The sequence below is a fragment of the Neptuniibacter sp. QD37_11 genome (genome assembly GCF_047778105.1).
GTDB lineage: Bacteria > Pseudomonadota > Gammaproteobacteria > Pseudomonadales > Balneatricaceae > Neptuniibacter.
In genome coordinates this window covers 12,682-31,829 of record NZ_CP180552.1, presented here as the reverse complement: position 1 = coordinate 31,829, position 19,148 = coordinate 12,682, and the positions used below count along the sequence as shown (strand labels likewise).

Annotated in this window: 17 protein-coding genes; 12 read left to right on the top strand and 5 right to left on the bottom strand. The window is 45.4% G+C overall.

Going from position 1 to position 19,148, the window contains the following annotated elements; all coding sequences use genetic code 11:
* Positions 1 to 8: 8 nt before the first annotated feature.
* Positions 9 to 1,139 (bottom strand): DNA-processing protein DprA, encoded by a 1,131-nt coding sequence (dprA, locus tag ACMXYT_RS00145; RefSeq protein ID WP_415899631.1) that lies wholly within the window; start codon positions 1,137 to 1,139, stop codon positions 9 to 11.
* Positions 1,140 to 1,149: 10 nt separating this feature from the next.
* A complete protein-coding gene (locus tag ACMXYT_RS00140) occupies positions 1,150 to 2,178 on the bottom strand; it encodes a LysM peptidoglycan-binding domain-containing protein (RefSeq protein ID WP_415899630.1) in 1,029 nt (342 codons plus the stop codon).
* Positions 2,179 to 2,434: 256 nt separating this feature from the next.
* On the opposite strand from ACMXYT_RS00140, the gene def reads away from it, so the two are divergent.
* The 8 genes from def to glyS all read left to right on the top strand — a co-directional run bounded on the left by def (position 2,435) and on the right by glyS (position 11,869).
* A complete protein-coding gene (gene def, locus ACMXYT_RS00135) occupies positions 2,435 to 2,950 on the top strand; it encodes a peptide deformylase (protein ID WP_415892947.1) in 516 nt (171 codons plus the stop codon).
* Between the two features lie 72 nt (positions 2,951 to 3,022).
* On the top strand, positions 3,023 to 3,967 hold the full coding sequence (gene fmt, locus ACMXYT_RS00130; protein ID WP_415899629.1) for a methionyl-tRNA formyltransferase: 945 nt from the start codon (positions 3,023 to 3,025) through the stop codon (positions 3,965 to 3,967).
* 19 nt (positions 3,968 to 3,986) lie between these two features.
* Entirely contained in the window at positions 3,987 to 5,285 is a 1,299-nt protein-coding gene (gene rsmB / locus ACMXYT_RS00125; RefSeq protein ID WP_415899628.1) for a 16S rRNA (cytosine(967)-C(5))-methyltransferase RsmB, read from the top strand.
* 53 nt (positions 5,286 to 5,338) lie between these two features.
* Complete coding sequence (gene trkA / locus ACMXYT_RS00120; protein ID WP_415882980.1) at positions 5,339 to 6,715, top strand: Trk system potassium transporter TrkA; 1,377 nt, start codon at positions 5,339 to 5,341, stop codon at positions 6,713 to 6,715.
* Between the two features lie 15 nt (positions 6,716 to 6,730).
* Positions 6,731 to 8,179, top strand: coding sequence for a TrkH family potassium uptake protein (locus ACMXYT_RS00115; protein WP_415899627.1), 1,449 nt, complete (start codon positions 6,731 to 6,733; stop codon positions 8,177 to 8,179).
* 45 nt (positions 8,180 to 8,224) lie between these two features.
* Complete coding sequence (locus ACMXYT_RS00110; RefSeq protein ID WP_415882978.1) at positions 8,225 to 8,671, top strand: YtoQ family protein; 447 nt, start codon at positions 8,225 to 8,227, stop codon at positions 8,669 to 8,671.
* A 190-nt stretch (positions 8,672 to 8,861) separates the two neighbouring features.
* Positions 8,862 to 9,821 carry a glycine--tRNA ligase subunit alpha gene (gene glyQ, locus ACMXYT_RS00105; RefSeq protein ID WP_415911718.1) on the top strand — a complete coding sequence of 320 codons (960 nt, stop codon included), beginning with the start codon at positions 8,862 to 8,864 and terminating at the stop codon, positions 9,819 to 9,821.
* Complete coding sequence (gene glyS / locus ACMXYT_RS00100) at positions 9,821 to 11,869, top strand: glycine--tRNA ligase subunit beta (RefSeq protein ID WP_415911717.1); 2,049 nt, start codon at positions 9,821 to 9,823, stop codon at positions 11,867 to 11,869. The genes glyQ and glyS overlap by 1 nt, the downstream gene beginning before the upstream one ends.
* 152 nt (positions 11,870 to 12,021) lie before the next feature.
* Here glyS and ACMXYT_RS00095 read toward each other — a convergent pair whose 3' ends face one another.
* Positions 12,022 to 12,684, bottom strand: a complete 663-nt coding sequence (locus ACMXYT_RS00095) for an outer membrane protein (protein ID WP_415911716.1) — start codon at positions 12,682 to 12,684, stop codon at positions 12,022 to 12,024.
* 247 nt (positions 12,685 to 12,931) lie between these two features.
* Here ACMXYT_RS00095 and ACMXYT_RS00090 point away from each other — a divergent pair, with 247 nt between their 5' ends.
* The 3 genes from ACMXYT_RS00090 (at position 12,932) to gmhB (ending at position 15,802) form a co-directional block, all read left to right on the top strand.
* Positions 12,932 to 13,645: a winged helix-turn-helix domain-containing protein gene (locus ACMXYT_RS00090; protein ID WP_415911715.1), complete on the top strand. Its 714-nt coding sequence runs from the start codon at positions 12,932 to 12,934 to the stop codon at positions 13,643 to 13,645.
* Positions 13,642 to 15,174, top strand: coding sequence for a sensor histidine kinase (locus ACMXYT_RS00085; RefSeq protein ID WP_415911714.1), 1,533 nt, complete (start codon positions 13,642 to 13,644; stop codon positions 15,172 to 15,174). Before ACMXYT_RS00090 ends, ACMXYT_RS00085 begins: the two co-directional genes overlap by 4 nt.
* Positions 15,175 to 15,241: 67 nt before the next feature.
* Complete coding sequence (gene gmhB, locus ACMXYT_RS00080) at positions 15,242 to 15,802, top strand: D-glycero-beta-D-manno-heptose 1,7-bisphosphate 7-phosphatase (RefSeq protein WP_415904782.1); 561 nt, start codon at positions 15,242 to 15,244, stop codon at positions 15,800 to 15,802.
* 60 nt (positions 15,803 to 15,862) lie between these two features.
* Here the strand turns inward: gmhB and ACMXYT_RS00075 are convergent, their stop codons facing one another.
* Together ACMXYT_RS00075 and ACMXYT_RS00070 are read right to left on the bottom strand one after the other, a co-directional pair.
* On the bottom strand, positions 15,863 to 16,858 hold the full coding sequence (locus ACMXYT_RS00075; RefSeq protein ID WP_415904781.1) for a sensor histidine kinase: 996 nt from the start codon (positions 16,856 to 16,858) through the stop codon (positions 15,863 to 15,865).
* A complete protein-coding gene (locus ACMXYT_RS00070) occupies positions 16,851 to 17,999 on the bottom strand; it encodes an FIST N-terminal domain-containing protein (protein WP_415904780.1) in 1,149 nt (382 codons plus the stop codon). The genes ACMXYT_RS00075 and ACMXYT_RS00070 overlap by 8 nt, the downstream gene beginning before the upstream one ends.
* A gap of 257 nt (positions 18,000 to 18,256) precedes the next feature.
* Between ACMXYT_RS00070 and ACMXYT_RS00065 the strand changes: the two genes are divergently transcribed.
* The gene (locus ACMXYT_RS00065; RefSeq protein ID WP_415911713.1) at positions 18,257 to 19,144 is read left to right on the top strand and encodes a LysR family transcriptional regulator; all 888 of its coding nucleotides are present in this window, start codon (positions 18,257 to 18,259) and stop codon (positions 19,142 to 19,144) included.
* Positions 19,145 to 19,148 lie beyond the last annotated feature (4 nt).

Below are 19,148 nucleotides of genomic sequence, written 5' to 3'. Positions count from 1 at the left end.
ATTGTCTTTTAGCATCGGATATAACCCTGCCCATCTTGGCTAATGATGCCTAAAAGTTCCAACTCCACCAACATAGGGCCTATTTCTGCGATATCCATTCCAGTGAGATAGCTCAGTTGGTCGATTGAGTTATATTCGTACCCGAGGTGTTTTAACAATTGCTGCGTGTCGGGAGAAAGATTGGAGATGCCCTCTTCAACCTTGTCTTCAATATGCTCAACATGCTGTTCGGCTAGATAACCCAGTAAAGGGGCAAGCTGCGAGGTAATATCTTCCGCTGACTCGACCAAGCAAGCACCTTCACGGATTAGCTGATGACAGCCTTTACTCAAGGGATTATTAATCGCCCCAGGAATAGCAAAAACTTCACGACCTTGCTCCATCGCCATCCTAGCGGTGATTAACGACCCACTTTTCGGGGCCGCCTCAACCACCAAAATTCCTGCGCTCATGCCACTAATAATGCGATTACGACGCGGAAAATGTGGCGCCATCGGCGGCGCCCCAGGAAACAGTTCGCTCAACCATACCCCTTGTTGCTCTATTATTTGCTGAGCCAAAATACGATTTCGAGCGGGATAGGGCCGATCCAAGCCGGTACCAAATACCGCAACCGTTGGACATTGGGCATTAACACTCGCCTGATGAGCTGCAGCATCAATACCCAAGGCTAAGCCTGAGTTCACTATCAAGCCGTTTTGAGCCAAATAGTTAGCAAATTGATAAGCATGTTTTAAACCACCGTGAGAAGCGCTACGGCTGCCTACAATCCCGACCTGAGGAAGATTCAGAGCCGCTAGATTACCACGAGCAAATAGAATGGGAGGGGGATCATAAATTTCACGTAGCAATGCAGGGTAGTCTGCATCAGTGATAGCTATGACATAACAATCCTTAGCTGAAGCTTGCCATGCCAATGCCGATTCCAACTTCTGTTGTACCAGAGAGGTACGCCCTTGCTGGAAATCACTTAAAGCGGTAATTGTTTTTTTCTTGAGGTTAAGCCGATGCCAATCAGCTTCAGAGGAGCGGAGGAGTTTTTCAGGGGTCCATCCCTGATCCCAAAGCTTTTTAACTGAAGCGGCCCCTAAGTCTGGTAGGGCGGCAACGGCGATCCAGTCCCTTAGATCAGCCGTCATCTTTTATCCTTTATGGTTCTCGGATCTCATCTCCGATAGAAACAACATCTGTGCTGCGCATGATTAAGCCATAACTGACTTTCTCAAACACTTTGAAGACCATCAACTCACCCGAGCGTTCCTGTGGCAATGTCACCATCTCTTTAGTCACAGGGTCCTTAATCAACTCACCTCGACGATAGATAGCAAATACATGTCCTGATTCAACCCCTTCTCGCATACCACGGTTGATTGCGACAACATTAAATTGCCCAGCATCACGCACACCTTGCAGCACCGATAGGATCTTGCCATCCAAACCTGATGGGGCAGGGGCTGGGTGGAAGACAGACTGAATACGCACTTCTTCAGTTGGAACTACACGGTCCAAGATACGCACTTCTTTGTGGGATTTAATGATATCCAGTGTTAGCACGTCTTCATTACGTGCAGAAACATCAGCATCTGCAATCTTCAACGTTTCGTAACCAAGAAACTCTTCTGTATCTGGGTCTACGTATTCATTAGCCGGGCGGTAGATACCTTGTCGACGCTGCTCAGCCACTAACTGACCACGTGCGTAAATACGATCACCGGCACCAGCAATAATCCGCTCTTTTTGGCCGCCTAATACATAAGGGGCTTCTTTCAGAATATCTTCTGAAAGCACACGGTTATCGTTTAAGAAACTATTTATATCGCGTAGTGGAATTGCAGGAATTGGTTTAACCAACGGAGACACACGTGCACGAGGATAGATTCCACTATCACGTCTAACCCCTAAACGCGGCTTTCCATTCACCCACGTAAGATAAATTACATCTCCAGGATAGATTAGATGAGGGTTATCAACCTGCGGGTTTACCCCCCAGACCTCTGGCCATTTCCAAGGGCTTTGTAAAAAACGACCTGAGATGTGCCACAACGTATCCCCTTTCACCACCACATATTCTTGTGGATGGTCATTACGAAGCAGCAGAGAGTCCTTACGGGTTTCAGCATGAACTGTAGTCAGTGAAACCAATACCAGAGCGAACAAACCGCATAACAATTTTTTCATGTCCAGTTCCCTTATTACCTATCTCCTTAATTCCTATAAATAAGAAGATAAAGTAACGACAATACATTGAGCGTTCTAATCAGTATAATAGGCAGCTTAATATTTTTCGCTATTGATCTCGATATTATCTTTCGGTTAATACCTGAATAATCGAGTTAAAATTTAAGATACCTGTAAATTAGGCTCTAACTTAGCATGACTTACAGAAGTATTCACACCAATAGCACCCGATAACTTGTTGATACAGACGTAAATCATGGCAAAACTAACCATCCTTGAATACCCAGATCCGCGCTTGCGCACTATTGCTGAGCCCGTTGAGACTGTTGATGACGAAGTACGTGCTCAAATCGATGACATGTTCGAAACAATGTACGCGGCTCCAGGTATTGGTTTGGCAGCGACACAGGTGAATATCCATAAACGCATCGTAACTATGGATATCTCTGATGATCAAAACGAGCCATTGGTTATGATCAACCCTGAATTTGAAGTAATCGATGAAGAATTACACAAATATCAGGAAGGTTGCCTATCTGTTCCTGGCTTCTACGAAAACGTTAAGCGCCCTCAAAAAGTTAAGCTAAAAGCGCTCGACTACAACGGCGAACCTTATGAGATGGAAGCTGAAGGCCTACTTGCGGTATGTATTCAGCACGAACTTGACCACCTGAATGGCAAGCTGTTTGTGGATTACATCTCTATGCTCAAACGTAACCGCATCAAATCTAAGCTAGAAAAACTGCATAAATTGCAGGAAAAGCACGCCTGATCATCACTGAAAAGCAACTCGCAGGCTTGCTGGTTTGACTAGCAGGCCTGTTTTTATTTTGGAGCCTAGACCATGCCAGCGTCGCCACTAAAAATAGTTTTTGCCGGCACACCTGATTTTGCCGCATCCAGCTTACAAGCCCTGCTTAACTCAGAGCATGAAGTGATCGCAGTTTATACCCAGCCTGATAAGAAAGGGAAGCGTAAAAATCAGATGGCTCCGCGCCCAGTCAAAGATCTTGCAATGGAGCATAACATCCCGGTGTTTCAGCCAACCACGCTAAAAACAGAAGAAGAACAGTTAGCACTTACAAACCTCAAAGCCGATATTATGGTTGTAGTTGCTTACGGTATGCTACTGCCAAAAGCGATTCTTGAGACGCCTCGCCTAGGTTGCATCAATGTTCACGGATCTCTACTTCCTCGCTGGCGCGGCGCGGCTCCTGTCGAACGCTCAATGCTTGCAGGGGATGCTGAAACTGGCGTCACTATCATGCAGATGGATGAAGGCTTAGACACTGGCGATATGCTCTACAAAGTCACTACGCCGATCGGAAGCAACGACACGGCAGCAAGTGTATTCGACCGCTTGACCGCTATTGGTTCTGAGGCCCTGATTGAAACGCTTACACAGTTCCAACAGGAAACTGTGTCTCCAGAACCACAGGATGACAACTTAGCGACGTACGCGAAGAAGCTACAAAAAACCGAAGGTGTTATCGATTGGAACGCTTCCGCTACAGATATCGACCTTAAAATTCGCACCCTAAGCCCGCGTGTTGCAGTGACGTTCAAGCTTGGCGAAGAAGTAGTGAAGCTATTAGATTGCGAATTAGTGGAGCAAAATGGCAACCCGGGTGAGATTCTACCTTCTGACAAAAAGAGCATTGTTATCGCATGCGGAGAAGGCGCTATTAAAATCAAACAGCTTCAGCTTCCGGGTAAAAAGCCAATGGACAGCGCCGCTGTTCTAAACTCTAAACGAGAGCAGTTTAGTGCTGGCGTAGTTTTAGGTTAGACGTTTTAGGACAATTACCATGACCACCAATGTTCGGGCACTTGCAGCACAAATCCTAACCCCTTTGCTTAAAAATAAGGGCTCTCTGAATACGCAGTTTGCGGCAATTGAACGTCGTTGCCCAGAGAAGGATCGCGGCCTTCTACGCGAACTTTGCTACGGCACTATGCGTTACCATCCGCAGTTAAACGCCATCATTAAGCTGCTGCAAAACCGACCATTTAAGTTTCGAGATATCGATATTAAAGCCATCGTTTTGGTCGGTCTGTATCAACTAAAACACACTCGCATTCCAGCTCATGCCGCGATTAGCGAAAGCGTCGAGGCTTGCAAAGAGCTTGATAAAGCTTGGGCTGGAAAAGTAGTGAATGCTCTTTTACGCCGTTTTCAACGCGAACAAGAAGAAATCGAAGACTACCTAAAGGATGACGATTCATACCAGTTCAACCACCCTGAATGGATGATCGCCAAGCTGAAGAATAACTGGCCTGATCACTGGCAAGAGATACTCACCGTCAACAACGAGCAAGCACCGCTGACGCTTCGCGTGAATCAACGCTCAACAAACCGTGAGGAATACCTACAGCAACTGACCCCAATTATTGCTGCAGAAGCAACTCAATTCAGTGATCAGGGGATAAAACTAGCGGAATCCGTCAATATTGAAACCCTTCCGGGTTATAGCGTCGGCGCATTTAGCGTACAGGATGAAGCCGCACAGTTATCTGCGGACCTCCTCGATCTACAACCAGAACAACGCGTGCTGGATGCCTGCGCAGCACCCGGCGGTAAACTATGCCATATCCTAGAACACGAGCCTAAGCTTGCTCAGGTCGACGCTGTAGAGCTCGAGCAAAAGCGAATCAGCCGCGTAGAAGAGAACCTAGAACGCCTGCGCTTAAAAGCCAACTTAAAAGTAGCGGACGCAGCCACACAAACTTGGTGGGACGGAACAGATTACGATCGTATTCTCTTGGATGCCCCTTGTTCTTCTACGGGTGTTATTCGCCGCAATCCGGATATAAAATACCTGCGCCAAGGCGAAGATATTCACGAAACAGCCAAACTTCAGCGCGCTATTTTGGATAATTGCTGGTCCATGCTGAAACCCGGCGGTAAGTTGCTTTATGCAACTTGTTCCATCTTTCCGCAGGAAAATGGGCGATTGATTAAGCAGTTTGTAACCCAAACTGAGAATGCCAAACATCTGCCAATTGAGGCAGAGTGGGGTATTGAACAAGAGTATGGTCGACAGCTGTTTCCACAGTCTAACGGCCATGATGGTTTCTATTATGCACTGCTGGAAAAAACGGAGTAAGCTCAAGTAGCTATGTGTATTTCTGTCATTTCTGCAGCAGTTAAAGGCTGATCATGAAGATCATTATTCTAGGTGCCGGACAAGTAGGCGGCACTTTGGCTGAAAACTTAGCCAGTGAAGACAACGACATCACTATCGTTGATACAGACACTGGCCGCCTCAGAGAACTACAAGATCGTCTCGACATCCGTACGATCGAGGGTAAAGCATCCTACCCATCTGTACTCGATAGTGCCGGCGCCCAAGATGCCGATATGCTGATCGCCGTAACAAACTCTGATGAAGTCAACATGATCGCCTGTCAGGTAGGCCAAACCCTATTCAACACGCCGACTAAAATCGCCCGTGTGCGTGAGCATGACTATCTGAATAAAAACCAGAAGATCTTTGGCGAAAAAGGCATCCCTATCGATGTACGTATCAGCCCGGAACTACTGGTAACGAAACACATCAAACGCTTAATCCAGCACCCAGGCGCTTTACAGGTACTGGATTTTGCCGACGCTAAAGCCCAGCTTGTAGCCGTAAAAGCATATTATGGCGGCCCACTGGTGGGTCGCGAGATCTCATACCTTCGCGCCCACATGCCATCGGTCGATACCCGCGTAGCGGCGATCTTCCGCAGCGGAAGCCCCATTATCCCGGAAGGCAACACAGTTATCGAAGCGGACGATGAAGTGTTCTTTATCGCTGCACGCAAAGATATTCGTGCCGTAATGAGCGAACTGCGTCGTCTAGATCGCCCTTATAAGCGCATTATTATCGCAGGTGGCGGTAATATCGGCGCGCGATTAGCTGAATCGATTGAAGACGAGTTCCAAGTCAAAATCATCGAGCGAAACATTCGTCGCTGTAACCAGCTGGCGCGCTCGTTAGATAACACCATCGTCCTTCAAGGTAGTGCTTCCGACCGTGATCTACTGATCGAAGAGAATATCGAAGATACCGACGTATTCTGCGCCCTGACCAACGATGACGAGGCGAACATCATGGCGTCTATGCTTGCGAAGCGCCTTGGCGCACGTACGGTAATGACCCTGATTAACAACCCTGCCTATGTAGATCTAGTACAAGGTGGTGCGATCGATATTGCGATATCCCCTCAGCAAACCACTATCGGTGCGCTACTTACCCATGTACGTCGAGGTGATGTAGTAGCAGTACACTCTCTGCGTCGAGGCGCGGCAGAAGCACTCGAAGCGGTAGCTCATGGTGATAAGTCATCATCTAAAGTGGTCGGCAAAACCATTGAAGAGATCAATCTACCTCCGGGTACAACCATCGGTGCCATCGTGCGTAACGACGAGGTATTGATCGCGCACGATGATGTTGTCGTTGAAAGTGGTGACCACGTGATCTTGTTCTTGGTTGATAAACGCCGAATCAACGAAGTGGAACGCCTGTTCCAAGTTGGTCTTACATTCTTCTAAGCGGAAGCAGCGCAGATGCATTACAAAGTTATCTTACGCATATTAGGCATACTGCTGATGATATTCAGCATCTCTATGCTGCCGCCGTTAGGTATCTCCTATCTCTATGACGATGGGGCAGAGCTGGCTTTTATCGCCGGATTCTTGATTACCCTGCTTACCGGTTTTTTCATCTGGATTCCGGTATATCGTGTCCGACAGGATTTACGCACCCGTGATGGTTTCTTAATTACCGTCCTGTTTTGGTCAGTACTGGGGCTGTTTGGGGCTTTCCCATTTATGCTCACGGACAATCCACATCTCACCTTTATTGATGCGCTATTTGAGTCCCTATCTGGCCTAACAACCACTGGGGCCACGGTAATTACTGGCATTGATGACCTGCCAAAATCGATTCTGTTTTATCGCCAGCAACTGCAATGGCTTGGTGGTATGGGTATCATCGTATTAGCCGTAGCAATTCTACCTATGTTAGGGATCGGTGGTATGCAGTTGTATCGTGCTGAAACACCGGGCCCAGTTAAAGACTCCAAGCTTACACCACGTATTACAGAGACTGCCAAAGCGCTATGGTATATCTATCTATCCCTAACCATCGCTTGTGCAGCGGGTTACTGGTTAGCAGGAATGGATCTTTTCAATGCTATTGGACATAGTTTCTCTACCGTTGCAATCGGTGGTTTTTCCACCCACGACGCCAGTATTGGTTACTACGATTCAGTTGCCATAGAGATGATCTGTATCTTCTTTATGACCATCTCTGCAGTAAATTTCGGCCTACACTTTTTTGCTTGGCGACAACGCACCATTTCACACTACATTCTGGACCCAGAATTTAAATTCTATTTAATTACACTCCTAGCAATAACCGTAATCGCGATTGTTGCCTTGGTTGTAACCGAAACATATGCGCCTGGCGAATCGATGCGTAAAGCACTGTTTATGGTGGTATCGATCGCAACCACGACCGGCTTTGCCACAGCAGACTTTGCCCACTGGCCAGTGATGCTACCGTTCCTGCTATTCGTAGCGGCCTTTGCCGGCGGCTGTGCAGGCTCTACCGGTGGTGGCATGAAGGTCATTCGCGTGCTTCTGATCCTTAAGCAGGGTTATCGTGAGATCCAACGTCTGGTTCATCCAAACGCGATTATTCCGGTAAAACTAGGCAAAAAGCCGATCTCCGATAAAGTACTAGAAGCAGTGTGGGGCTTCTTCTCAGTCTATATGATCGTCTTTGTAGCCATGCTCATCGTATTGTTAGCGACTGGGCTTGATCAGGTAACTGCATGGTCAGCGGTAGGCGCAACATTGAACAACCTAGGCCCAGGCCTTGGCGACGTATCTGCTCACTACGGCGACCTTAACGATCCAGCTAAATGGGTACTTTGCTTTGCCATGCTGCTCGGTCGTCTAGAGGTATTTACCTTGCTAGTACTATTCACACCTATTTTCTGGAAACGATAAAGCAGACATCAGATCTGCGACGAACCTAATTTCGAGAGCCTAATCATGCGATATACAGTTTACCTATCCGGTGAGATTCACACCGACTGGCGCAACAAAATCAAAAAAGCCATCAACCAAAATGGCCTACCAATCGATGTACTTACGCCAAACACAGATCACGATTCCAGTGATGGCTGTGCTACAGAGATCCTAGGCCCAGAAGAGAAGAACTTCTGGACCGATCACAAATCAGCAAAGATGAACACTATGCGTCACATGACTGCAATCAAACGTGCTGACATCGTGATCGTTCGTTTCGGTGATAAATACCGCCAGTGGAACGCTGCATTTGATGCCGGTTTTGCCATCGCCAATGGCAAGTCCTTGATCGTTGAACACGCACCAGAATTGACGCATCCACTAAAAGAAATCGACGCTTGCGCGCATGCTGTAGCCGAGAATACAGAGCAGGTAATCGAAACGCTTAAATACCTTTGCTTGGATTACTAAGCGATACCACGCCGGGGTAGAACCTATTTCTACCCCTTTTTCTCCAAAAATCCCCTTTATCCCCTTTTACAGCCACCGACTGGCTATTTTTTGTTGTATAATTGCCGGCTAATTTTTCGGGCTAATCTGGTGCTGTGCAGCTGCCATGAAGGCAGAAACTCAACGGCACTTATGTAAAAGGTGAAACGCTGTGACTGACAAGGCGACCCCAGACGTAAGCACATTTCAGGGGCTGATCCTTGCTCTACAGGAATACTGGGCAGAGCAGGGCTGTGTAATCGTACAACCACTGGACATGGAGGTAGGTGCCGGCACCTTCCATCCTGCGACTTTCCTACGCGCAATTGGACCTGAGACCTGGCGTTCTGCATACGTGCAGCCTAGCCGTCGTCCAACTGATGGCCGTTACGGTGAAAACCCTAACCGTCTGCAGCACTACTACCAGTTCCAGGTTGTTCTTAAACCATCCCCTGACAACATTCAGGAGCTATACCTAGGCTCTCTAGAGCGTATGGGTATCGATCTTGGCATTCACGACGTTCGCTTCGTAGAAGACAACTGGGAGTCTCCAACGCTAGGTGCTTGGGGTCTTGGTTGGGAAGTATGGCTAAACGGCATGGAAGTAACTCAGTTTACTTACTTCCAGCAAGCAGGCGGCCTTGAGTGTTACCCAGTGACAGGCGAGATCACTTACGGCCTTGAACGTATTGCGATGTACCTACAAGGCGTAGACAGCGTTTACGACCTGACATGGTCAGTAAACCCTGACGGTTCTAAAGTAACTTACGGCGACGTATTCCACCAAAACGAAGTTGAGCAATCTACTTTCAACTTCGAGCACGCAAACGTTGAAGAACTATTCAAAACGTTCGACAACTGCGAAGCCGAGTGCAACAAGCTACTAAGCCTAGAGACTCCGTTACCGCTTCCTGCATACGAGCAGGTGCTTAAAGCGTCTCATACGTTCAACCTTTTGGATGCGCGTCATGCGATCTCTGTAACAGAGCGTCAGCGCTTTATCCTTCGTGTTCGCACACTAGCCCGTGAAGTCGCACACGCATACTTTAATGCCCGTAAAGAACTAGGTTTCCCACTGGCACCTGAAGCCCTACGCCAAGAAGTTCTGGCTAACTGCGAGGAGAGCAAATAATGGCACAACATGATTTTCTCGTTGAGCTAGGTACCGAAGAGTTACCTCCAAAAGCACTTAAGACCCTTTCTGATGCTTTCACATCTGGCATCACAACTGGCTTGAAAGAAGCAGGCGTTAACTTCGTCGATGTAAAAAGCTACGCATCTCCACGTCGCCTAGCTGTTTTGATCAGCGCGCTAGACGACAAACAGGCTGACCGCGAAATCGAAAAACGTGGCCCTTCAGTAAAAGCGCCAGAAAAAGCGGTAGAAGGTTTTGCTCGTTCTTGTGGCGTGACTATCGATCAGCTTGAAAAGATCGATACCAACAAAGGTGAGTACTACAACTTCAAGAACACAGAAGAGGGCAAAGCGACATCTTCTCTGCTCCCTCAACTTGTAGAAACATCACTAAATAAATTACCGATCCCTAAGCGCATGCGCTGGGGTGCATCTCGTGTTGAATTCGTTCGCCCGGTTCACTGGCTAGTCATGCTATTCGGCGACGAAGTTGTAGATTGTGAAATTCTTGGTCTGACATCGGGTCGTAAGACTCGCGGTCACCGTTTCCACTACAATCAAGAAATCGAACTGATCGCACCATCTGAGTACGCTGATCGTCTAGAAAACCCAGGTATGGTAATCGCTGATTACGACATCCGTAAGACGATGATCAACGAGCAAGTGAAAGCAGAAGGCGAGAAGCTAAATGCGGTTGCTCAAATCGACGAAGATCTTCTTGATGAAGTTACAGCACTTAACGAATGGCCAGTTGCACTAACAGGCCGCTTCGAAGAGCGTTTCCTAGAAGTACCTGCGCAAGCGCTAATTTCTTCTATGAAAGAACACCAGAAGTACTTCCACCACTTAGATGCTGATGGCAACCTTCTGCCTAACTTCACTACGATCTGCAACATCGTTTCTAAAGACCCTCAGCAGGTAATTGAAGGTAACGAAAAAGTAATTCGCCCACGTCTATCTGACGCTGCGTTCTTCTTCGAAACTGACAAAAAGACTACGCTGGAATCTCGTATCGAGAAACTAAAAACCATCGTATTCCAGAAAGACCTTGGCACTGTTTACGATAAAGCAGCTCGCATTAGCGCGCTGTCTGGCAAGATCGCTTCAACCCTTAATCAAGATCAGGCTAAAGCGGAACGTGCAGGTCTACTATGTAAAACAGACCTTCTTACGGACATGGTTTACGAATTCACAGACCTACAAGGTTTGATGGGTTATCACTATGCGCTTAATGATGGCGAAGACCAGGACGTAGCACTAGCTCAAAACGAGCAGTACATGCCTCGCTTCGCTGGCGATGAACTACCTCAGACTGCCCCTGGTATCGCTGTAGCAATTGCTGACCGTCTAGACACCCTGACAGGTCTATTCGGTATCAACCAGCCTCCTACAGGCTCTAAGGACCCGTTCGCACTGCGTCGTGCAGCGCTAGGCGTACTGCGCATTATCGTAGAGCGTGAGCTAGATCTAGACCTACGTGAACTACTAACTATTGCGGCTAACAACCACAACGATCTACCAGCACGCGAAGGCCTAGAAGATAAAGTTCTAGACTTCATGCTAGAGCGTTTCCGCGCATGGTATGAAGACGCAGATATCAATGCTGAAGTATTCCTATCAGTATTGGCGCTAAAACCAAGTCGTCCTTTAGACTTCGATCGTCGCGTTAAAGCGGTTAATTACTTCCGTTCTTTAGCCGAAGCTGAAGCTCTTGCGGCTGCTAACAAGCGTGTATCTAACATTCTGAGTAAGCAGGGTGTAACTGGTACTACGGACGTTAATAATTCGCTACTGACTGAAGCAGCAGAGAAAGCTCTAGCGGCAGATATCGAAGCTCAGAAAGCTGCGTTAGCTCCACTATTTGCAGAAGGCAAATACCAAGAAGCGCTTGAGTCACTCGCTGGCCTTCGCGAATCAACTGATGCTTTCTTCGAAGATGTAATGGTTATGGCGGATGACGAAGCCGTTAAGAACAACCGCCTGGCTCTTCTTAGCCAGTTACGTGCATTATTCTTAGGCGTAGCTGATATTTCTGTACTTGGCTAATCGTCTCATCTATATATCCAAAGCCGGCCTTGTGCCGGCTTTTTTGTTTCACGTGAAACATTCACAAAGCCATATAACAAAAAAACCATGCGCAGGGACTACGCATGGCAAAGAGTGTTTGTAAGTATAAGGAAGGGGGACTTACATAATGCTTAGAAGTAATAGCTTAGTGAAACATTAAAGTTATCGTACTCAGCTTCATTAGGATTGAACTGATTCAGCACAACCTCTTTAGGTGCGTCAAAGTCGACATCGTTAACGCGTGTATATTCAGCTTTTACAGACCAGTTGTTATTTACCGCGTATTCAGCACCAACACCTAGACTAAGTGCCACTTCATCTTCAGAACCATACTTCACTGGAGAAGCAAATACGTAGCTGTTGCGCACATCCAGATCAAGCCAAGTAGCACCTGCAATACCGTAAACAGATAGCTTATCCGTGACTTCAACACCGGCTTTAAAATTGACACCGTAAGATGCCTCAAGCTCAAGGTCAGAGCGAAGAACACCATTTAGATTAGTCGTGTCTGCAGATTCATTGTTGTAGAAAAGTTCAGCTGCTAAGAAAGCGTCTTTAGTTACCATTTTTTTGTAACCAAGATGGACACCAACAGAAACATCAGACTCTTCAGAAAAGGTTGAAATACTTGCAGCCGGAGGTGCCGCACCCTGATTACGCTCAATACTATGACCAAGTGTCGTACTACCAATCTGACCACCAACGTAAAAGCCTTCCCCAGCTGAAACCTGCGAGCTCAAACCAATAACAACAAGACCCGCAGCAGCACCTAAACCTTTAACAAATTTACTCATTTCCTATTCCTTAAAAATCGTTAAACCAATGCATAGATAAAAGACAGACAAAGCATAAGGAACGACAGACAAAGAGATATCCCGAGCAAATAACAAAAACTTAAAACTTAAATCACAGAAATTAAGCAAATATCACAGCCTGTGATAACTAATCTAAACGCCGTGATATTTGAGTGATAAATAAAAAATAGAATTAATTGAGAAGGGCGAGGTCATAACTACTCAATCTAAGCTCACGGCAAGAAAAATGGAAAATAAACGAATTCTGATCATTGAGGATCAAGAGGAAATAGCACTACTCCTCAAGCTTCATCTAACGGATCTCGGGGCACAGGTAACGCACTCAGCTAGCGGAACGGAAGGAATAAAACTCGCCTTGCATGAAGAATGGGATCTTATGATTTTGGATATACAACTCCCCGGTCCTTCAGGCTTAGAGATCTGTCGCGAGGTCAGAAAGAACTGCGCCTATGTCCCTATACTGTTGCTGACGTCAAGATCAACAGAACTTGATAGGGTGCTCGGTCTAGACCTAGGCGCCGATGATTACATAACAAAGCCATTCAGTATCATGGAGCTAATAGCCCGAATAAAAGCGACATTTAGACGGGACAGTGCTCTGCGCACAAAAGCAGAAACCGACCCAGAGAGGCTGAACATAGGCCTGCTCGAGATAGACAACAAACGACACAAAGCCGCATTAGCAGGAAAGTCGCTCGAACTCACTGCACGCGAGTATCAACTACTCACTTTTTTTGCCCAACATCCTGGCCGAGTTTTCAAACGATCAGAGCTTCTAGATAATGTCTGGGGCTATGGCCACGACGGATATGAGCACACAGTCAATTCTCATATCAACCGACTAAGAGCCAAAATAGAATCCGACCCAAACAACCCAGAAATCATCGCCACCGTTTGGGGTGTAGGTTACAAATTAGAGAAAGAGGCTCTAAGCGTATGAGAGCCGCTCTAAGCACGCTCAACCTCTTCAACCAATCTTCATTCACATTAAGCAAGAAGATCGCTTCAGGACTAATTACAGTGGTTATATGCTCTGCTATAGCCATCCTACTAGCAACAGAATACTGGATGCAGCGTTACAATGAAGAGGTGACACAAAAACTTAACGCTAGCATAGCTATGTACATTCAGGATGAATACCAACTAATTACTGATGAAGAGAAGGGGGTAAACATAGAAGCATTTGAAACACTCGCACTTCAGGCGATGATTGTTAACCCTATTGCCCAAGTGTATCTCCTAGACTACGCCGGCAATATTATTGCCCACTCAATGCCAGAAGCCGACAAAGAGTTAACTCAAAAGATTGACCTACAGCCTATTGAAGCATTCTTAACGCCTGATTCTAGCTTACCTATTTACGGTGAGGATCCTCTTAACCAGAACACCAAAAAGATATTCTCTGCAGCTAAGCTGACAGACAAGAATGACCAGCATATTGGTTATCTCTATGTCGTATTAGGAAGCAACCTATACAGCGACCTAGGAACAATGATCAAGCAAAGCTACAGCGCCGGCATGATTATCATAAGCATTCTATTCATCAGTTTTATCGCCATCACTATAGGGATTTTAATTTTCAGCTTAACCTTAAAGCGCTTAAACAAACTCAGCCAAGAGTTGTGTCAGTTCACGCATAAACACGGCCCTAGTGATATAAAGTGCGACAATCTAACACCAACTCATAATCATGGGGATGAGATAGAGATACTTAGCAATACATTTACCCAGATGTCAGAAAAGATCGACCGACAGATAAACTTACTGACCGAATCAGACAATCAACGCAGAGAGCTTATCAGCAACGTCTCCCATGATTTGAGAACACCGCTAGCCTCTATACAAGGCTATCTTGAAACACTGATCATCAAGAATGATCTAACAGAAGAGGAGAAGAGCAATTACATAAAACAAGCTTCCTTAAGTGCTAACAGACTCGCACAGTTGATCTCTGAATTGTTCGAACTAGCTAAGCTCGAATCACCAACCACGCGCCTTAATACTGAGTCATTTTCGCTAACGGAATTGGTCTATGACACTGTCCAGGAATTTGCATTAGAACTGGATCAGAAAGAGATCAAATGGCAGATCAACACCCACACTAATATTTTGGTACAGGCGGATATCAGCTTGATGCAAAGAGTGTTCGAAAACCTTATTCGCAACGCCATAGCTTACACACCCCAGAAAGGGAAAATTGCATTCGAGTTTGAATCATCAGAAGAAAACACAAACAGCGTAAAAGTAAAAATCGTAGATAGCGGGGTAGGAATATCTAAAGCCGATATGCCATATATCTTTGAACGTTTCTACGCAAACCCAGATCGAAGCAGAAAAGGAACAGAATCAGCGGGTATTGGGCTAGCAATAGTGAAGCGAATATTAGACCTTCACCAAACTGAAATTAGTGTAAAGAGCAAAAGGAATCAGGGCACCCAATTCGAATTTAAACTTCCTATTGCCTACTAATCACACTCGGTTATTTTGCTCTATTTCGTTAGAATACAACAAACCAATCTAGCTAATGGGCAGCAGTGTGAACCAAATCGATCCACGTAAATTAATCATCTTAGACCGTGATGGTGTTATCAATCAGGATTCAGATGCCTATGTAAAAACGCTAGATGAATGGATACCTATTCCAGGAAGCATCAAAGCAATAGCTAAGCTGCATAAAGCAGGATTCACAATTTGCATTGCAACCAACCAATCAGGTTTGGCCAGAGAATACTTCACACTGGATACACTTCACTCTATGCACCAAAAACTAACTGATTTAGTTGAAGCAGAAGGTGGACAAATACATAGCATTGAGTACTGTCCACACGGGCCTGATGATGATTGTGATTGTCGTAAACCACTGCCTGGCATGTTCCGCACTATCGCCGGTAGGTTTGATCTTAATGATTTAACAGGTACACATACTGTGGGTGACAGCTTACGTGATTTAGAAGCTGGCTCGAAACTCTACAGCCAACCTGTTCTGGTCAAAACGGGAAAGGGGCAACGCACTTTAGACAGCAACAAAGAGCTACCTACTGGTACTCAAATCTTTGAGGATTTAAGCTCTTTCGCAGATTATCTAATCAATAAATAAAATAGATGTTTCACGTGAAACACTCATATAGACAATTCCAATATGGGAAGGGCTTGTCAGTTAAATAGGGAACTTAACAGTAAAGCAAGCTCCACCTAGTTCACAATTATGAACGGATATAGATCCCTTCAAAACTTCGTGGACCATATTGAAAGCAATGTGTAACCCTAGCCCAATGGAGCCAAGACCTCTTGCAGTGGTAAAGAAAGGGTTAAAAATTTGGTCAATATGTTCCTGCTGAATACCGACGCCATTATCTGAGCAGGATATATACAAGAAGCCATCACTCGATGAGATATCAATTTGTACAAGCTTATTGGATTGATTAGTAAGGCCGTGCAATATCGAGTTATTAATGAAATGGGTGAATACTTGAACAAGAGCGGTAACATCAACACGGCAACTTAAATTTTGAGGATCTGAACAAACCTCGAAAGCAACGTCAGGGCAACCCAATTCAGCAGACAAACTCGTACACAACTCTCGAAACAGTTCTGGCAAAATCACAGACTCACGAATAGACCCGGTACTAGCAACAGATATAGTTTGGAAATGAGCAACTAACTCCTTGAGCTTTTCTGAACTACTCAAAGCAAGATTCGTGGACTCAGCCATATCAGAAAGGAAGCTATTAAGGTAACTAGCCGTCAACTGTTTGTTATCAACCTTATCTTTTAAATCATCACAATGATCCCTGATGAAAGACGTAGTTGTTACGACAACACCCAGTGGCGTATTGAGCTCATGTCCTATACCCATTACAAGATTTGCCAAGGCCGCCATTTTCTCAGACTGGATTAGTTTCTCTTGGGTTTCACGTAACTGGCTTAGAGATGCATCCAGCTCTTCGTTGGTATTGGCAAGGTGGTCCAAAGCACGCTTTAACTCAACGGTTCTACTGCGAACCTTTTCCTCTAGGGTGATTGTGGTTTGGAATAAAGAAAAGTCACTCGACTCACTATTAATACCTTGCTCAGCACGCTCCACCAGCACACGTATAATTTTATTAAGGCGCTCTATTTCAGATTGATAGAAGGCTTCCTTGTCACTATTCATTCACACCACCAAAGGCTATGCCAGTACAAGTTTGGTTGATATGCAAACCATTATGCTGCTCACCGTAAGTGCTAAAGCCTATGACATCCTTAGCACATAACAGCTTTTCCATAGGAGTGATTTCACCCTCTTGAGAGAGTTGAAGTTTTCTTAAAATACAATCAAACGCTAACAGGCTATGAATACCTCCAAGTTCAGCATCTACTTTATCTAATGTGTTTTTCATATTACCGACAAGACCTAATCCATTGCATTCGGCTGTACGCATAACGATGCCAACATCAATTGCACAATAGAACGTAAGACTCTTATCTGGATTAACCTTCATTACCGAACGCACGTATTGCTCTTTACCAATTACGACAATGGAAGGGTGCTCTGCAAATATATTTTCATTAAGTTCAATAGAGGGATCTAACCCAGAAAGGCGGGCATATTCTTCGGCAGCTGGGAAACCATTTATCTCGGTGATAATTCTTTTTTCCGGTATTGCTCCGGTTACCACCATAAAGTTTTTACCGGCAACCACATGCTGGCACTTGTAGGGTTTGAAAGCCAAGCGGCTAGTTATCATTAGAAGAACAGCGCCATCGGAAAATATTTCCCCACCAGCGTAGATAATCGATTTTTCATAATTGAGATCATCCCCTGCAGACCCACCAACAAGAGGGATGCCTGATATGGCATTCGATACTACACGGGTGAAGGGCTCTTCTTTTGAAGACAAGCCATCAATCAGAAGGACAGCAAAGGTATTTACATCTGAACTAATATCGTAATTTAGTTGATGTTCACTATGAAGTTTCACCGTATCGTCATGCCACTCTTTAACCGATAGCTTATTCAAATCGTAAAAAGGGCAAAGGCTGACATCAAACATCTCAGAGGAAAATGCCATAGCAACAATACTGTTTGAGGTGTAGCCCCTAGGGCCAATTTCACCAGCCGTAGAACAGCCAACAATGGGCGTATGGGGAAAAGCTCTACCAAAATGCGTGCAAAGAGACTGCGGCTCATAACTCACCGAGAAGAAGATCATGATCAGGGCACAATCATCCATCGCAATCTGTTCATGCAGTTCGGCAATTGCCGCAGTGAGATCTGGATTTAGTGATGTACCCAATCGAATATGCTGATGCATAACTACCTCGAATAGTTGCACACATCAAAGCATAGTCGAGTAAACGGTTGAGCGCCTGAAAGTTAACAAAATAATCAATCTCTTAGTGAACAAATCAACACATCAGTAGCTGATACAAATAGCTCCAGAGCCAACCAAGAAGAATTAGTAATTCTATTCATCTACTGCCCAATATTTTTCATTAGGCTAAACCTCAGCATTGATGAAGAATAAAGACTCATTTTCATTAAGCGATTTGCGCTGAATACGGATTAAAAATGATTGAAAGGGCACATTTAAAAATACTCAGAGAGATCAACCGTGAGGGCTCAGTAACGGCTGCAGCGGACAAACTGTGTCTAACTCAATCAGCACTAAGTCACACCATCCGTAAATTGGAAGGCTTAGTTGGTTGCGAGCTATGGGAGAAGAAGGGCAGAAATATCCATCTAACCCAATCAGGAAAATTCTTGCTTAAAGAAGCAGAACGACTACTTCCTCAACTAGAGCGAATCGACACAAAGCTCAAAGAATTTGCAAATAATGAGATTGGTACGCTGAATATAGGTATGGAATGCCACCCATGCTATCAGTGGCTAACACGAGTATCAGCCGCTTACCTAAAAGAACGTGACGGCATCGACCTCGATGTTAAACAACGTTTCCAATTTGGTGGCATGGCTGCTCTGTTTAACCACGATATAGATATTCTGGTAACACCCGATCCAATAGAAATGAAAGCGATCCACTTTGAACCGGTGTTCCCATACGAATTAGTACTTATCGTTAACAACGAAAATCCGTTAGCAAAACAATCGAATATCCAACCACAGGATCTAGCCGATCAAACCCTAATTACTTATCCGGTTGAGCCAGAACGATTGGATATCTTTCAGCAATTTCTTTTGCCAGCTAACTGCCGTCCGAAGAAACATAAAACCATGGAAGCAACCGAGATCATTCTACAGATGGTTTCAGCTAACCGTGGCGTTACTGTCCTACCAAACTGGTTAGCTAATGAGTACACCAAGAAGCTGCCAGTACAAGGAATTCGGCTAGGGGAAGAAGGGGTCCATAAACAGATTCACCTCGGCATCCGTATCGAAGATAACCAAAGCGAACATATCCAATCATTTATTACATTGGCAAAAGAACATAAGAGCTAGGTTA

Bases quoted from the DNA above. Each gene is read 5' to 3' on its own strand.
- def (WP_415892947.1), top strand. From the start codon at position 2,435: ATGGCAAAACTAACCATCCTTGAATACCCAGATCCGCGCTTGCGCACT.
- dprA (WP_415899631.1), bottom strand. From the start codon at position 1,139: ATGACGGCTGATCTAAGGGACTGGATCGCCGTTGCCGCCCTACCAGAC.
- ACMXYT_RS00095 (WP_415911716.1), bottom strand. From the start codon at position 12,684: ATGAGTAAATTTGTTAAAGGTTTAGGTGCTGCTGCGGGTCTTGTTGTT.
- glyS (WP_415911717.1), top strand. From the start codon at position 9,821: ATGGCACAACATGATTTTCTCGTTGAGCTAGGTACCGAAGAGTTACCT.
- ACMXYT_RS00070 (WP_415904780.1), bottom strand. From the start codon at position 17,999: ATGCATCAGCATATTCGATTGGGTACATCACTAAATCCAGATCTCACT.
- ACMXYT_RS00075 (WP_415904781.1), bottom strand. From the start codon at position 16,858: ATGAATAGTGACAAGGAAGCCTTCTATCAATCTGAAATAGAGCGCCTT.
- ACMXYT_RS00085 (WP_415911714.1), top strand. From the start codon at position 13,642: ATGAGAGCCGCTCTAAGCACGCTCAACCTCTTCAACCAATCTTCATTC.
- fmt (WP_415899629.1), top strand. From the start codon at position 3,023: ATGCCAGCGTCGCCACTAAAAATAGTTTTTGCCGGCACACCTGATTTT.
- ACMXYT_RS00115 (WP_415899627.1), top strand. From the start codon at position 6,731: ATGCATTACAAAGTTATCTTACGCATATTAGGCATACTGCTGATGATA.
- ACMXYT_RS00065 (WP_415911713.1), top strand. From the start codon at position 18,257: ATGATTGAAAGGGCACATTTAAAAATACTCAGAGAGATCAACCGTGAG.
- ACMXYT_RS00140 (WP_415899630.1), bottom strand. From the start codon at position 2,178: ATGAAAAAATTGTTATGCGGTTTGTTCGCTCTGGTATTGGTTTCACTG.
- ACMXYT_RS00110 (WP_415882978.1), top strand. From the start codon at position 8,225: ATGCGATATACAGTTTACCTATCCGGTGAGATTCACACCGACTGGCGC.
- trkA (WP_415882980.1), top strand. From the start codon at position 5,339: ATGAAGATCATTATTCTAGGTGCCGGACAAGTAGGCGGCACTTTGGCT.
- rsmB (WP_415899628.1), top strand. From the start codon at position 3,987: ATGACCACCAATGTTCGGGCACTTGCAGCACAAATCCTAACCCCTTTG.
- ACMXYT_RS00090 (WP_415911715.1), top strand. From the start codon at position 12,932: ATGGAAAATAAACGAATTCTGATCATTGAGGATCAAGAGGAAATAGCA.